Source organism: Streptomyces sp. NPDC043427 (assembly GCF_056436655.1).
Map to the genome: position 1 here is coordinate 103,033 of NZ_JBWKCC010000017.1, position 14,985 is coordinate 118,017.

Here is a 14,985-nt window from a genome sequence, read left to right on the forward strand (position 1 = left end):
TGAGCGGCTGAGCTTCCAGGGGGCTGTGCTCACACGGCGGAGCGCAATGCCGCGGCCTGGCGCAGCAGCTTCCCGTTGGACGTGCGGGGCAGGGACTCCAGCAGGTGGATCACGCGTGGCAGCTTGTAGTCGGCGAGCCGCTCCCTGCACCAGCGCAGCAGGTCCGCCGAGGTCGGCTGTTCGGCGCCGGCGGCCAGGGCGACGTACGCCTCGGTCACGTCGTCGTGGACCAGGACCGCCTGTTCGACCGCCGGATGCTCGCGGAGCACGTTCTCGACCTCGACGAGGTCCACTTTGAGGCCGCCGATCACGACGACGGAGTCCGCGCGGCCGTGCACCAGCACGGCTCCGGCCCCGTCCACCGTGGCCCGGTCCCGGGTGTGCAGCCAGCCGTCCGCGTACTGGGTGCCGCCCGAGTCGAAGAGGTACGGCGACTGCGCGAGGGCGACGTCCAGTTCGCCCCGGTGTTCCCGCAGCACCACACCCGGAGCGGCCCGGCCGACCGACGGACGCAGGGTGCCGCCGGCGTCCATGGCGACCACACCGGTCTCGGTGGTGCCGTAGGACTCGCCGACCGGGACGCCGTAGCGTTCGGCGAATCGTGTCGCGACCTGCGGGGGCATCAGTTCGCCACCCGACACGGCGACCCGCAGGTCGGGAAGGGCGGGGGGATCGACGGCGGCGGCGAGCAGTTCGTAGTGCATGGGCACCCCGAACAGGGCGGTGATCCGGTGGTCCACCGCGGTCCGCAGGATGTCGCCGGCGGAGATCCGGGGGGCGAAGACCACGGAGACACCTGCGGCGAGCGAGTGCAGCAGTCCGGCGATCAGGCCGAAGCTGTGCGCGGTCGAACTGAGCAGCAGCAGTCGGTCGCCCTCACCCGGCATGCCGGGGATGCCGGTGAACCGGTCCACCTCCTCGGCGAGCGACCGGGGGGTCCGGCCGATCACCTTCGGCCGTCCGGTGGAGCCCGAGCTGAACTGGACGAGCCGGTGCCCGGTGGTGGCCGGCCGGCCGGTGCCGCGGCGCTCGGTGACGACCTCGTACTCGGACCGGAAGCCGAAGGTCGCGCGCACGTTGGTACCGGCGCTGATCATGAACTGTGGCCGGCAGGTCGCGCAGAGCCCGGCGACCTCGGCCGGTTTGAGCCGGTAGTCGAAGAGCAGCACCTGGGCGTCCATCTGCCACAGCGCGAGCAGCACCTCGACCTGGGTGAAGCTGGGGGGTGTCCGCAGACCCACGGTGCTGCCCGGGCCGATGCCGTGCCCGGCGAGGACGGCGGCCTGTTTGGCGACCCGTTCCCGTAACTCGCCGCGGGAGACGGTCTCCTGTCGGTGGGTCAGGTAGGGCAGGTCGTCGTTCCGTGCGTCGAGGAGGCTCCTGACGAGGGACCGCACCCCGTCGTCCCTGTCGTCCGTGTCCGCCGCCGTGTCCACTGCCAGTTCGCCCATGAGGTCTCAGACCTCCTTGCAGAACTCGCCGATGGGCAGGCCGACATGGCGCTTGTCCGCCGCCAGGTAGCCGAGCAGCTCGTCACCCGTCTGCAGTTCGGTGACGTTGAGGACCTTGCCGCCCGGGCCCAGCACCCGTACGTGCCAGTCGTCCTGCACGGTCAGGCTGACCAGCCGGCCGTCCTCGGCATGGGTGCGGATCTCGAGCAGCGGCCGGGACTCCAGCTTGGCGCGGCCCACCACCACCCGGCGGGTGCGTCCGTCGGCGCCGACCGCGAGCAGGGCGCTGCCGGAGCCCACCTCGCTCAGGTAGTTGGTGCGGTTGTCGGGTCCGAGCGTGTACGAGTGCAGGGCACCGGCGTTGACGCGGAACGGCCTGGTCGGCATGTACGGCAGTGGGTGGGTCTCGCTGCAGCACAGCACGAACCCGGAGGAGTACGAGCCGACGAGGATGCCCTCGTCCTCCTCGAAGTGGGAGCAGGTGTCCACGCAGACCCGGTCGCCGAGCCCGACGTGCTTGATGCTCTCCACGGTCAGCGTGGACAGCTTCAGCTGGGGTGTGGTGGCCTCCAGCAGTCGTGCCAGTGCGAACACCTCGTCGGCGCTGCGGGGCGTGAACAGGATGCCGTCCGAGCCGCGTTCGAGGACGTCGAAGACGATCGCGGCCTCCTCCAGGCCGTCGACGACGGTCACCAGCTTGCCCTCGGCGGACTCGGCCGCGGCGAGCACGATCTCCAGCGGGATCTTGGTCGGGTCGGCGAAGTGGATGACGGTGTACGGCAGTGCCATCGCGCCCGCGCAGGACAGCTGGAGGGTGCGGTCGTCCCGTACGTCGACGAAGCCGGCGACACGCTTGGCCGCGGCGAGGGTGTCCAGCTCCTCCTGGGAGGTGAACCTCCGCAGCAGGACGTCGGCTCCGGTGCCGGCGTCCTGCGTGGCACCCGGGTCCTTCGCCTCCTTCTCGGCAGGCTTCTTCGAGGCGGCGGCCGGGGCCCGGCCCTCGGCTACCAGGACCCGGGTGACGGTCGGAGGCAGTGTCCCGAGCAGCCCCGGGTCGGCGGAGAGCACCCCGGCCATCCGGGTGTGCACGGCGGCGTCCACCACAGCCTGGAGCTGCGCCTTGGGAACGTCCCGGAGATCGATCCACGCGAACCTCATGCGACACCTGCCACGATCGTCGAGTAGTTGGTGGTCTGGGTGGTGGTGCTGGTCGTGCTGGCGGTCATGCCCATGCCACTCACGGTCTCGTCGCCGCCGTGCACGACCGCGGCGAGCCGGGACACCAGTGGGCCGGGGGAGGGGGACGAGAAGATCCGGCGGCCGATGGCCAGTCCCCGGCAGCCGGTGGCCATGACCGCGGTGCCGTACTCCACGAGGTCGGAGTCGTCCGGTGGACCGCCCGCCGCGAGGACGGGGATGGGGCTGTTGGCCACCACCTCGGCCATGCGGTCCAGCGGCAGCGCGACGGAGGTCTTCACCATGTCCGCGCCCAGGTCGGCCGCCACGTTGGTCAGATGGGCGAGGAGGTCGGGGTCGCGCGGATCCTCGATGCGGGGGCCGCGGGGGTAGACCATGGCGATCAGCGGCATGCCCCACGCGTCGCAGGAGCGGGCCACCGCCCCCAGGTCGGCGAGCTGCTGTGCCTCGGTGTCCGAGCCGATGTTCACGTGGACGCTGACCGCGTCCGCGCCGAGCCGCAGCGCCTCCTCGACATCGGCGACCAGCACCTTGGCGTGCACGTCACCGGCGCGGGCGGTGCTGGCGCTCAGGTGCACCACCAGCGCGCAGTTCCCGAGGACGTCCCGTGGGAAGGCGCCGACGCGGCCCTTGTGGACGATGATCCCGTCGGCTCCGCCGGTCACCAGGGCGCGCAACAGGTCGTCCCACTTGCCGGCGGGGACGATCGGGCCGTCGGAAACGCTGTGGTCGAGCGGGACGAGCAGATACCGGTCATCACCTGCCAGTGAAAGTCTTCTCAAGCGTAATAACTTGCCGGTTTTCAGCATGGGTGATGCGCCTTTCCTGTGGCTGTCTCCATGTCCGAAAAACGATGGTCGTAGAACTTTCAAGTTCAGTTCCGCTGCAGCCTTTCGTGCGTGATCGGCCGTTGGCAAGGCGTCACCATCGCCAAATTTTTATGCAGAGGTCCGTATGAATATTGACAGCGATTCGACAGGCGAGGCCGGGTTGACTGCGCCTGTTACTCAGAGTAAACAGACGGCTATTCTCGCGCGGCCGCTCTCCCGACTGCTTCCTTGTCGAAATTGAATTTCGACGCTTAGGCTGACGCGACCGCTCCCCTCCCCACCCTGTACGGGAAGTGAGTCCCCATGCCCGAATTACCGTTCAAAACCGCTTTTGAGGTCGTCGGCCCCAAACCGGCCGCCTCACCACCACCGCCGACGGCCTCGCGGATCGCCGTCGCGAGCCTGGTCGGCACGACGATCGAGTACTACGACTTCGCGGTGTACGGAACCGCCAGCGCGCTGGTCCTCGGACCCGCCTTCTTCCCCTCCGGCAACGCCACCGTCTCCTCCCTGGCCGCGTTCCTCACGTTCGCCGCGGCCTTCCTCTCCCGCCCCCTCGGCGTCGCCCTGTTCGGCACGATCGGCGACCGCCTCGGCCGGCGCCGGGCGCTGGTCGTCTCGCTCCTGCTGATGGGCGTGGCGACGGTCGGCGTGGGGCTGCTGCCGACGTACGAGACCGCCGGACTCCTCGCCCCCGTCCTGTTGGTGACGCTCCGTCTGCTGCAGGGCGTGAGCATGGGCGGCGAGTGGGGCGGGGCGGTGCTGCTCGCCGCGGAGCACGCGCCGCCCGGGCGCCGCGCGCTGTTCGCGTCCATCCCGCAGGCGGGCCCCTCCCTCGGCTTCCTGCTGTCCAGCGCGGTCATCCTGCCCACCCTGAACCTCGCTGGCCGGGACGCCTTCACGGACTGGGCCTGGCGCATCCCGTTCCTGCTCAGCGCGGTGCTGGTCGCGGTCGGCCTGTGGGTGCGCTCGACGGTCTCCGAGTCACCGGTGTTCACCACGGCGACAAGCGGCACGGCGGGGGCGCGGGCACCGGCGTCCGTCCCCCGCTTCCCGCTCGGCGCGATCCTCGCCCGCCATCCCGGCCGGCTGCTGCTCGGCATCGGCGCGGCGATGGGCGGCTCGGCGATCTACTACCTGACCATCGTCTACAGCCTGTCGTACGGGCCGAAGGAACTCGGCATCCCGCAGAACACGATGCTGACCGCCGCGAGCGTCGGCGCGGCGGCCGGAATCGCCGTCACCCTGCCGGTCGCCAGGCTCGCCGACCGGATCGGACGCCGCCCGGTGATGCTGACCGGAGCCGTCGGCTGCGTGGTCTGGGCGGTGCCGATGTACGCCTCGCTGAGCTCACGCGACATCTGGGTGATCACCGGCGCCTACACGGTCGGGCTCGTGCTGCTCGCGCTGATGTTCTCCCCGGTGGCGGCCTTCCTCCCCGAGCTCTTCCCGGCCCGGCTGCGCTACACCGGCGCCTCCGCGGCCTTCATCCTCGCCAACACCTTCGGCGGCGGCTTCGCCCCCCTGGTCGCCACCTGGCTCAACAGCCACTGGGAGTCCCCGCTGGTCCTCGGCTTCTACACGGGCGGCCTCTGCCTCCTGAGCCTCCTGTGCCTGCTGGCCCTGCCGGAGACCCGCGACCACGACTTCGTCACCTGACGTCCTCGGCGAGCGTGTGCGCGACGAGGGCGTTGGCATGGCCGTGCCCCAGCCCGTGGTCGGCCTTGAGCCAGTTGACCAGCTCCATGTGCTTGGTCAGGGGAGAGGCGCGGATGAGTTCCTTCCACTCCGCGATCGGACGGCCGTACTTCTTCTCGATGGAGGGGAAGTAGCTCGCGGGGCCCTTCACGGTGGCGGTCATGGCTGTGGTCTCCCGTCGGTCGCGGTGTTGTCGCAGGGAAGACCGACGGGCGGGCGCGAAGTGATCGCCCTGTGAGTGTGCGCTGCGTCACGCCCCTGGCTGATGGGCGTGCTGCGCCGCGGCCGCCCGGGAGCCACCATGGACTGAAGGGGTGGGGGTGAGAGGTGGACGTGCCGGATGCCTGAGCTGCCAGACGTCGAGGGGTTCCGGAAGGTGCTCGTGTCCTGCGCGCGGGGCAGGGTCATCCGGCGGGTCGACGTGCGGGATCCCGGCGTCCTGCACGGGGTGAGTGCGCTGCGGCTGCGTGAGGCTCTGGAGGGCCGGCGTTTCACGGAGCCGGAGCGGCACGGGAAGTGGCTGCTCGCCCGTACCGGCGGCCCCACCCTGATGCTGCACTTCGGCATGACCGGTCAGCTGGTGTGCGCCGGGCCCGGTGACGCGTACGACCCCCATGATCGCGTCCTGTTCACGGTGGGCGGCGGCCGTCAGCTCCGCTTCCGCGACCAGCGCAAACTCCAGGGGCTCTGGCTGGCCCACGACGACTCCGAGGCCGCGCGGCTCCTCGGCCGCCAGGGGCCCGACGCGCTCGCCGTAGCCCGCGAGGAGTTCGAGGCCGCGCTCTCCGCCCGGCGCGGCCGCGTCAAGACCGTACTCACCGACCAGTCCGTCCTGGCCGGGCTCGGCAATCTGCTGGCGGACGAGATCCTGTGGCGCGCGCGGTTGCGGCCCACCAGCCGCGCGAGTGAGCTCTCCGATGCCGACCGTCACCGCCTGTACATCCAGATGCGCCGCACACTGCGCTCCGCGGTGACCGCCGGCTGTGTCCCGCCGCGGGACGCGTGGCTCACCGGGCACCGCGACGATCCCGACCCGGCCTGCCCGCGTTGCGGCACCCACCTGCGCCGGTCCCGTGTGGGGGGCCGGGGCACGGTGTGGTGCCCGAGGTGTCAGGAGAACGGACCCTGACGCCCGAGCGGACTCAGATGTGGGGGGTGTCGTCCGGCTGGGTGTCCGCGAACTCCCACCATGCGAGCGGCAGCCAGTCGCCGTCGACGAAGCCGTCGACCGATGCTCCGGTACCCCGGATGGCCACCTGGGTCCCCACCGGATAGCTGGTGCCGGACAGCCCGGAGACCGGGACGAGCAGCACGCCGAGACGTCGTGTCACGGTTCCTGATCCTTTCTGCGTCGCACGCAAGGAGCACGCAAGTCACACACAAGTGGAAGTTTGCATTCCCTAGATGCAAATCATCGCATCGTGGACGAGGCTGGACAGTGAGGGAACACACAAAAGGCTGTACTAGCTGCGCGGATCAAGACTTCTCCTCGAGGGAGCAGAGGGCTCCCCGGAGTCACCGTTTCCAAGAGTGATCGAGTGAGTGCGTTGAGTGGAGGTGCTCGACGATGAGGGCAGTCGTGTACAAGGGACCGTTCGAAGTAGCGGTCGAGCAAGTGGAGGATCCCCGGATCCAGCACCCGAACGACGTGATCGTACGGGTTACGTCCACCGCCATATGCGGTTCGGACCTGCACATGTACGAGGGTCGGACCGCCGCCGAGCCGGGGATCGTCTTCGGCCACGAGAACCTCGGCGTCATCGAGGAGGCCGGTGAGGGGGTGACCACCCTCAGCCGCGGCGACCGGGTCGTCATGCCCTTCAACGTGGCCTGCGGCTTCTGCAAGAACTGTACGGCCGGCTTCACGGGCTTCTGTCTGACAGTGAACCCGGGATTCGCCGGCGGTGCGTACGGCTACGTGGCCATGGGCCCCTATGTGGGAGGCCAGGCCGAGTACGTGAAGGTGCCCTACGCGGACTTCAACTGCCTGAAGCTCCCCGAGGGCACCGAGAAGGAGACCGACTTCGTCCTGCTCGCCGACATCTTCCCCACCGGCTACCACGGCAACGAGCTGGCCGACGTGCGCCCCGGCGACAGCGTCGCCGTCTACGGCGGTGGCCCGGTCGGGCTGATGGCCGCCTACTCGGCGATGGTGCGCGGGGCGAGCAAGGTCTTCGTGGTCGACCGGGTGACCGAGCGGCTGCAGAAGGCCGAGGAGATCGGCGCCGTCCCGATCAACTTCACCGAGGGCAACCCGGTGGAGCAGATCAAGGAGCAGACCGCGGGTCAGGGCACGGACAAGGGCATCGACGCCGTCGGCTACCAGGCCATGGCGCGCGGCGAAGAACGCGAGGAGCCGGCGACCGTACTGAACTCGCTGGTCGAGACGGTCCGGCCGACAGGTGCCCTGGGCATCCCGGGCCTGTACGTTCCGCGCGACCCCGGCGGACCGGACGAGTCGGCCAAGCAGGGCATGCTGATGGTTTCCATCGGCCGCCTGTTCGAAAAGGGACTGCGTGTGGGCACCGGTCAGTGCAATGTCAAGCGCTACAACCGGCACCTGCGTGACCTGATCATCGAGGGACGTGCGCAGCCCAGCTTCGTCGTCTCCCATGAACTGCCTCTCGACCAGGCTCCGTCGGCGTACGAGAAGTTCGACAAGCGCGTCGAGGGCTACACCAAGGTCGTCCTCCACCCGCACGAGTAAGGGCGCGGTGAAGGCACCGACCTGAACCAGTGAACCCCCGGATCCCTGATCCGGGGGTTCACCATGACGAGACCCCCTAGGAGCCGCCCTCCCCGGCAGCTCTCCGGAGCAGCCCCCGTTCCATCGCCACCACCACCGCCCTCGTCCGGTCGTTCACGTCGAGCTTGGCGAACAGGCGGAGCAGGTGGGTCTTCACCGTGGCCTCGGCGATGACGAGTCGCCGCCCGATCTCCGCGTTGGTCAGACCGTCCGCGACCGCGTTCAGGACGTCCGCCTCGCGGGCCGTGAGCGGGATCTGGGCGGGCTGCCGCATACGGGCGACCAGTCGCTCGGCCACCCGGGGCGCCAGCACCGTCTCACCGCGGGCCGCCGCGTGGATCGCGTCGACCAGCTGCTCCCGGGTGGTGTCCTTCAGGAGGTAGCCGATGGCCCCGGCCTCCACTCCGCGCTCGATCTCCGCGTCCGTGTCGTACGTCGTCAGGATCAGCACCCGGGTACGGGGAAAGCGCGCCACGATCTCGGTCGTCGTGGCCACTCCGTCGAGCACCGGCATCCGCAGGTCGACCAGGGCGACGTCGGGCTCGTACCTTTCGACGAGTCCGAGTGCCGCGCGGCCGTCGGCCGCCTCGCCGACGATCTCGATGCGGGGCTCGGAGGCGAGGAGGGCCACCACTCCGGCCCGCATGACGGTGTGGTCGTCCACGACGATGATGCGGAGCTGTCTTTCGGTCATGCCGAGGCCCCGCTCTCTGTGACGGTCAGGGGTATCAGCGCCAGCACCCGCGTCCCGTCCCCCACCGAACTCGTCACCGTCAGCCTCCCGCCCAGCTCCGCCAGCCGCTTGCGCATGCCCTGCAGGCCGAAGCCCGCCGACTCCTCCACCACGAATCCGGTCCCGTCGTCGGTGATCTCCAGTTCCACCCCGTACGCCTGCCGGGCCAGGACCACGCCCACCGTGGAGGCGCGCGCGTGCTTGCGTACGTTGGCCAGGGACTCCTGGGTGCAGCGCAGCAGCGCGATCCGGGTCTGCTGGTCGCACTCCAGGTCCCGCAGGTCGGCGTCGACGGTGAGTCCGGTGTCCTCCGCGAAGCGGTCCAGGGTCCGGCGCAGGGTCTGTGCCACCGAACCGGCGGCCACCTGGCCGGGACCTTGTACCGAGCCGACCAGCTCCCGTGCCTCCGCGAGGTTCTCCCGGGCCGTCGACTCGATCGACCGTAGCTGCTGGGCACTGCGCGCGGTGTCGGAGTCGAGTCCCGCGCGGGCCGCCTCCGCGAGCACGATGATCGAGGCGAAGCCCTGCGCGAGCGTGTCGTGGATCTCCCGCGCCATCCGCTCCCGTTCGTCCGCCGCCCCCTGACGCTGGTGCGCCTCGGACAGCTGGGCCTGGGTCCGCTCCAACTCGTCGATGAGCCGGGCCCGTTCGGTGCTCTGCGCGACCACGGTGTGGGCCCACAGCCCGATGAGCGCCCCCACGGCGACGACGATCAGCGTGGACACGAGCGTCTCGCTGAAGAACTGCACCGACCAACCCTGCCGCAGGACGGTCCCGATCAGCGTGCCGGCCGTGGCGAGCCCCAGGAATCCCATCGAGGCCCGCGGAGTACGCCCGAACATCCAGTAGTGCGGCAGCGTCGCCATGAACAGCGCCGCGTAGTTGCCTCGCAGGTACGCCAGCCCGCCCAGCGCGGCCACCAGCACCGACAGGTAGACGTGCGGTCGTACGACGGGGTTGTCCGGGAAGCGGTCGAGGACCGCGTAACACAGCATCACGCTGCCCAGCAGCGCGAGCGCGACGTACTTGCTCACGCCGGGCTGGTCCAGGGCGGCCAGCCCGACGGCCATCACGGGGAACAGCACCCAGCACACGGCGTTCCAGCGGCGCAGCGAGGTGGCCCAGAAGGCGTCGGTCGTGGGCCCGGCGAGAGCGGTCATACCGATCAACGTACGTCGACCGCCGAGCGCCCACGCGCCCTTTCCCCGGGCTCGCCCGCCGCCTGCCGCGCCCCGTGCGAGGGCCACCAGCTCGCCTCCCCCAGCAGCAGCATCGCCGACGGCAGGACCAGGACCCGTACGACGAACGCGTCGATCAGCACGGCGGCCGCCAGCACGAAGCCGATCTGCTTCATCTCGATGATGTGCAGGAAGACGAAGCTGACGAAGACGGTCGTCATCACGGCCGCGGCACTGGTCACCACGCTCGCCGAGGAGCGGAGCCCGTCGATCACCGCCTGCCGCGTGGGGACACCCGCGAGCACGGCCTCCCTGATCCGGCTCACCACGAACACCTGGTAGTCCATGGAGAGCCCGAAGAGGATCACGAAGAGGAACAGCGGTACGCGGGATCCGATCGAGCCGGTGGAGTGGAAGTCCAGCAGCCCCTCGGCCCAGGTCCCCTGGAAGACCAGGACGAGCAGCCCGAGCGCGGCCGCCGCGGACAGCAGGTTCAGTCCGACACCGAGCAGGCCGAGGACGACCGACCGGAAGGCGTACACGGTCATCCCGAAGGTCACCAGGAGCAACGCACCGAGGACCAGCGGGAGTTTGCCGTTCTGGTGGGCGGGATAGTCGGCGTAGCGGGCGACGTCACCGCTCACCCCGAACTCCGCGCCGTCGATGCGGCCCACGGTGGCGGGCAGGTAGTCGTCCCGCAGGTGGTCGAGGGAGTCGTACGCCTGCTCGGAGTTGCCGAGGTAGGGCACCTTCAGTTCGAGGACGCTGGTGCGGTGGTCGGCCGACGTCCGTGTCCGCGAGGCGCCGGTGAACAGGCGGTCGGCGTCGGCGAGTCGGGTGACCTCGCGCAGGGCCGCGGTGACCTCCGTGGCGCGCGAGGCGTCGGCGCGTACGACGACCTGGTGGGTCACCCGCTGCTCGGGGAAGGCCTCGTTGAGCCGGTCGTACACCCGCATCGCGGGGATGTCGCGGGAGTGCGTGTCCCGGCTCATCTCCGTGATCTTCAGACCGGCGAGCGGCGCGACGAGAGCGAGCAGACCGAGGACCGACACGCACAGGGTGGCCAGGGGGTGGCGGGCGGCGGGACGCAGCAGCGCGGCCCACAGCCGGCCGCCGCCTGCCCCGCCGCGCGTCCGGCGTGCGGGCTTCCCGCGTTCCGCCCGCCGCCGTTCCCGGCGCTCCGCCCGCTGCCCGAGCTTGACGAGGAGCGCGGGCAGCGCCGTGAGCGAACTGGCCACGGCGACCAGGACGACCACGATGGTGCCGGTCGCGAGCGAGGAGAAGATCACGTCGGAGGCGAGATACAGCGTCGCGGTGGAGGCGACGACCGCGAGCCCGGAGACCACGACCGCCCGGCCCGAGGTCGCGGCCGCCAGTTCCACCAGCGCCTCGGAACCGAGCCGGCCGCCGGAGCGGGCCCGCTCCTCGCGCTCGCGCTTGAGGTAGAACAGCGTGTAGTCCACGCCGACCGCGAGGCCGATCATCAGGATGACGTTCGTGCCGACCCCGGCGTCGGGGGAGAGATGCGAGGCGACCATGGCGAGCCCGATCGCCGCCGCGATCGACGACAGCGCCAGCAGCAGCGGCACCCCCGCCATGGTGACCGAGCCGAACACGATCAGCAGGGTGATCAGCGTGACCGGCAGGGTGATCGCCTCGGAGAGCGCCAGGTCGTCGCCGCGCTGCTGGTCGACCCCCTTGCTGACGGAGGGACTTCCGGTCTCCTCGAGGAGCAGGTCGGGGTGGCTGCTCTGCACCGCCGCGGTCTGCTCGGTGACCGCGTCGACCTTGTCCTTCGCGTCCCGCTCCTCGCCCTTCAGCGCCACCTCGACCATGAGGATCGCGCGGTCGTCGGAGAGCAGCGGGGCGGCCACGCCGGCGACATCGGGCAGCCGCTTCATCCGCGCGGTCAGGTCCTTCGCGGCGGCCTGCGCGGCGCCCTGGTCCAGAGGGCCCGACCTGGCGGAGATCAGCACCTGCTCGGCGGCCCTGCGCTCCAGTCCCGCCTCGGCGGCCAGCGTCTCGGCGCGGCCCGCCTCACCGACCCGGTAGTCCGCCGTCCTCGCACTGTTCGTACCGACCGCGCTGCCGGCCCCCAGGCACAGCGCCACGAACACCAGCCAGCCGACGATGGCCCGCCAGGGGTGCCGGGCGCTCCAGCGCGCCATGCGCACAGATAATGAGTTCATGCCGGAAAGCCTTGTTGAACAGGCCAGTTGGCGGACAGAGGTGCTCGGTTGAACCTTGGGTCCACCGGTCGGTGGACCCCGAGGCGGGGGCAAACCCCACCAGTACCCACGGTGGACGTCCCGGCCGGTCCGTACTGCGTTCTGAGTAGTGGGGATTGTCGGCAGGCGCACGACGACAGGACAGCCTCGTCCCGGACAACCTGGGCTGACGATCGACACCCAGATGTGGAGACCTCCTGCCGTGGCTACTTTCCTGTATCGAGTGGGCCGTCTGGCCTTCCGGCGACGCTGGTACGTCGCCCTGGTCTGGACAGCCGTCCTGGCCGCCGTCGGGTTCGGCGCCCTCAAGGCGCCGGGAGCCGCGGACGAGGAGTTCTCGATGCCCGGCATCGAGTCCCAGAAGGCGTTCGACCTGCTGGAGCAGCGCTTCCCCGGCGCCACCGCCGACGGCGCGACCGCCCGGGTGGTCTTCATCGCCCCGAGCGGTGAGAAGGTGACCGCCACCGAGAACAAGCGGGCCATCGAGAAGGCCGTGACCGAGCTGGGCGACGGCCCGCAGGTCGCGAGCGCCGTAGACCCCTTCCAGGCGAAGGCGGTCAGCGAGGACGGCTCGACGGCGTACGCGACCGTCACCTACAAGAGCAAGGCCAACGACCTCACCGACGCCAGCAAGACGCGACTGGAGCAGGCCCTCCACGAGGCCCGGGACTCCGGGCTGACCGTCGAGGCCGGCGGGAGCGCGATGGACGACGGCGGCGGGGCGGGCGGGCTCGCCGAGGTGATCGGTATCGCGGTGGCCGCGGTCGTCCTGCTGATCACCTTCGGTTCGCTGGCCGCCGCCGGGCTGCCCCTGCTGACCGCCCTCGTCGGCGTCGGCGTCAGCATGGCCTCGATCCTCGCCCTGTCCGACGCCCTCGGCCTGTCCACGACGACCGGCACCCTCGCGATGATGCTGGGCCTCGCCGTCGGCATCGACTACGCCCTGTTCGTCGTCTCCCGCTACCGCGAGGAACGCGCCAAGGGCCGTACGCCCCAGGAGGCGACCGGAACGGCGGTCGGCACCGCCGGGTCGGCGGTCGTCTTCGCCGGTCTCACCGTCGTCATCGCGCTGGCCGGCCTAGCGGTGGTCGGCATCCCTATGCTCACCAAGATGGGCCTGGCCGCGGCGGGCGCGGTCGTCGTCGCCGTACTGATCGCACTGACCCTCGTCCCGGCGCTGCTCGGCTTCTGGCCGAACGCCGTGCTCACGCGGCGCGACCGCAAGCGCGGCAAGGTCGAGGAGAGCACCGAGACCAACGGGGGCACCCGCTGGGCCCGGATCGTGCTGCGCCGCCCCCTCCCCGTTCTGCTCCTCGGTGTGCTGGGCCTGGGCGCTCTCGCCCTGCCGATGACGGACCTGCAGCTGGGCATGCCCGGGGACGAGGCCAAGTCGACCACCGGACAGCCACCCCTTCCTCGTCGATCTGGCGATCGTCCTGGCCCTGATGGGCTGTGCGGCCCTCGGTAGTTCCCTCACCCTGCCCAGCGCCGACCCGCCGGACCAGGACAAGACCGCCACCGTCCTCATGGGCGTGTCCTGTCTCACCCTGCTCAAGCACCGCACGCACCCGCGCATCGCCGTCACCGTGACCGCGGTCTGCACGGTGGTCACGATCGGGCTGGGCTACCTGCTCACCCCCCTGCTGCTGGCCCCCATCATGGCGGCGCTGATGATCGCGGCCGTGTTCTCCGACTCCATGGACCAGCTCTCGCTGCTGCTCAGGACGATCGGCCCGTTCTTCTGGCTGCTGCTGCCCCTGGCCGCCGGCAACCTGACCCGGATGCGGGGCCCGGACCACTGAGCCGGGCCTTCAGGGGGCTCAGGGGCCCTTGCGAGGAGGCGGCGGCGGTGCCGTGCTGTGGCGCACTACGAGCCGGGGCGGGACGAGCGTGGTGCCGTGTTCCGTTCCGGCGTGCCGCATCTTGCTGAGGACACCCTCGACGCAGAGCCGGCCCACTTCGGCGAAGTCCTGGTGGACGGTGGTGAGGGGAGGCAGGAAGGACGCGGCCTCGGGGATGTCGTCGAAGCCGACGACGCTGACGTCGTCGGGAACCCTGCGGCCCCGTTCGTGCAGGGCGCGCAGCAGGCCCAGGGCCATCTGGTCGTTGGCGGCGAACACCGCCGTGCAGTCCTGTTCTCCGGCGAGTCGGAGACCGGCCCGGTAACCGGATTCGGCCGACCAGTCGCCGCGTACCAGGGGCGGCGGGACGCGGCCCGCCTCGGTGAGGGTGTCGCGCCACGCGTTGGCGCGGCGCTGGGCGGCGAAGGAGCCCTCCGGACCGGCCAGGTGCCACACCGTGTCGTGGCCGAGGTCCAGCAGATGCCGTACGGCGTCCCGGGCTCCGCCCACCTGGTCGGTGTCGACCACGGTGTAACGGTCGCCGGCGTCGGAGTCGGCCACCACGACCTGGACACCGGGCGGCAGCGAGACGGTCGCCGCGTCGAGCAGGTGGATCTCCATGATGACGATGACGGCGTCGACGGCGAGTTCGCCCAGACGGGAGAAGGCACCGTTCACCTCGTCCTGGGTGGGGACGGCGACGGGCAGGAGCGTGACGGCGTAGCCCTGCACGGCGGCGGAGGTGGCGATCGCCTCCAGGGTGCGGATGTTGCCCATGCTGGAGAGGGAGAAGGTGATCACGCCGAGGGTGCGGAACTCGCCCCGCTTGAGCGCCCGTGCGGCGCTGTTGGGCCGGTAGCCCAGCTCCCGCATCGCGGCCAGGACCTGTCGGCGGGTCTCCTCCGTCACGCCCGGGAAGCCGTTGGAGACACGGGAGACCGTCTGGGAGGAGACGCCGGCGAGGCGGGCGACGTCGGCCATGGAGGCGCCCTGCCGTGGGCGGGCGGCGCGTTTTCTCGTACGGCTCGTGCCCACTGGTTCTCTCTCCCCGTCCACTGCGCCCACCTGCGCCTCGCCCCCTGG

At 70.7% G+C, this 14,985-nt stretch carries 12 protein-coding genes and 2 pseudogenes; 5 read left to right on the top strand and 9 right to left on the bottom strand.

Annotated features, from left to right (window positions below; all coding sequences use genetic code 11):
- Nucleotides 1-29: 29 nt before the first annotated feature.
- The 3 genes from AC067M_RS25735 to AC067M_RS25745 are packed head-to-tail and all read right to left on the bottom strand — an operon-like array spanning nt 30 to nt 3,457.
- Entirely contained in the window at nt 30-1,451 is a 1,422-nt protein-coding gene (locus AC067M_RS25735; RefSeq protein ID WP_478699384.1) for a class I adenylate-forming enzyme family protein, read from the bottom strand.
- Between the two features lie 6 nt (nt 1,452-1,457).
- On the bottom strand, nt 1,458-2,609 hold the full coding sequence (locus AC067M_RS25740; RefSeq protein ID WP_478699385.1) for a 3-dehydroquinate synthase II family protein: 1,152 nt from the start codon (nt 2,607-2,609) through the stop codon (nt 1,458-1,460).
- Nucleotides 2,606-3,457 carry a 2-amino-3,7-dideoxy-D-threo-hept-6-ulosonate synthase gene (locus AC067M_RS25745; protein WP_478699386.1) on the bottom strand — a complete coding sequence of 284 codons (852 nt, stop codon included), beginning with the start codon at nt 3,455-3,457 and terminating at the stop codon, nt 2,606-2,608. The genes AC067M_RS25740 and AC067M_RS25745 overlap by 4 nt, the downstream gene beginning before the upstream one ends.
- Nucleotides 3,458-3,781: 324 nt before the next feature.
- On the opposite strand from AC067M_RS25745, the gene AC067M_RS25750 reads away from it, so the two are divergent.
- The gene (locus AC067M_RS25750; RefSeq protein WP_478699387.1) at nt 3,782-5,137 is read left to right on the top strand and encodes an MFS transporter; all 1,356 of its coding nucleotides are present in this window, start codon (nt 3,782-3,784) and stop codon (nt 5,135-5,137) included.
- Here the strand turns inward: AC067M_RS25750 and AC067M_RS25755 are convergent.
- Nucleotides 5,130-5,339 carry a DUF4287 domain-containing protein gene (locus AC067M_RS25755; protein ID WP_478699388.1) on the bottom strand — a complete coding sequence of 70 codons (210 nt, stop codon included), beginning with the start codon at nt 5,337-5,339 and terminating at the stop codon, nt 5,130-5,132. The genes AC067M_RS25750 and AC067M_RS25755 overlap by 8 nt on opposite strands.
- Before the next feature lie 177 nt (nt 5,340-5,516).
- Between AC067M_RS25755 and AC067M_RS25760 the strand changes: the two genes are divergently transcribed.
- Nucleotides 5,517-6,305: an Fpg/Nei family DNA glycosylase gene (locus tag AC067M_RS25760; RefSeq protein ID WP_478699389.1), complete on the top strand. Its 789-nt coding sequence runs from the start codon at nt 5,517-5,519 to the stop codon at nt 6,303-6,305.
- Between the two features lie 13 nt (nt 6,306-6,318).
- Here the strand turns inward: AC067M_RS25760 and AC067M_RS25765 are convergent, their stop codons facing one another.
- Complete coding sequence (locus tag AC067M_RS25765; protein WP_478699390.1) at nt 6,319-6,507, bottom strand: hypothetical protein; 189 nt, start codon at nt 6,505-6,507, stop codon at nt 6,319-6,321.
- 236 nt (nt 6,508-6,743) lie between these two features.
- Here AC067M_RS25765 and AC067M_RS25770 point away from each other — a divergent pair, with 236 nt between their 5' ends.
- Nucleotides 6,744-7,883, top strand: a complete 1,140-nt coding sequence (locus AC067M_RS25770) for a glutathione-independent formaldehyde dehydrogenase (RefSeq protein ID WP_478699391.1) — start codon at nt 6,744-6,746, stop codon at nt 7,881-7,883.
- A 76-nt stretch (nt 7,884-7,959) separates the two neighbouring features.
- Here the strand turns inward: AC067M_RS25770 and AC067M_RS25775 are convergent, their stop codons facing one another.
- The 3 genes from AC067M_RS25775 to AC067M_RS25785 are packed head-to-tail and all read right to left on the bottom strand — an operon-like array spanning nt 7,960 to nt 12,022.
- Complete coding sequence (locus AC067M_RS25775; protein ID WP_478699392.1) at nt 7,960-8,616, bottom strand: response regulator; 657 nt, start codon at nt 8,614-8,616, stop codon at nt 7,960-7,962.
- The gene (locus tag AC067M_RS25780; RefSeq protein WP_478699393.1) at nt 8,613-9,815 is read right to left on the bottom strand and encodes a sensor histidine kinase; all 1,203 of its coding nucleotides are present in this window, start codon (nt 9,813-9,815) and stop codon (nt 8,613-8,615) included. Before AC067M_RS25780 ends, AC067M_RS25775 begins: the two co-directional genes overlap by 4 nt.
- Nucleotides 9,816-9,820: 5 nt before the next feature.
- Nucleotides 9,821-12,022: an MMPL family transporter gene (locus tag AC067M_RS25785; protein WP_478699394.1), complete on the bottom strand. Its 2,202-nt coding sequence runs from the start codon at nt 12,020-12,022 to the stop codon at nt 9,821-9,823.
- A gap of 241 nt (nt 12,023-12,263) precedes the next feature.
- On the opposite strand from AC067M_RS25785, the pseudogene AC067M_RS25790 reads away from it, so the two are divergent.
- Together AC067M_RS25790 and AC067M_RS25795 are read left to right on the top strand one after the other, a co-directional pair.
- A pseudogene (locus AC067M_RS25790) lies at nt 12,264-13,460 on the top strand (MMPL family transporter); the annotation flags it as partial.
- A gap of 7 nt (nt 13,461-13,467) precedes the next feature.
- Nucleotides 13,468-13,848 (top strand): annotated as a pseudogene (locus tag AC067M_RS25795) (sensor histidine kinase); the annotation flags it as partial.
- A 33-nt stretch (nt 13,849-13,881) separates the two neighbouring features.
- Here the strand turns inward: AC067M_RS25795 and AC067M_RS25800 are convergent.
- A complete protein-coding gene (locus AC067M_RS25800) occupies nt 13,882-14,883 on the bottom strand; it encodes a LacI family DNA-binding transcriptional regulator (RefSeq protein ID WP_478699395.1) in 1,002 nt (333 codons plus the stop codon).
- Nucleotides 14,884-14,985: the final 102 nt, after the last annotated feature.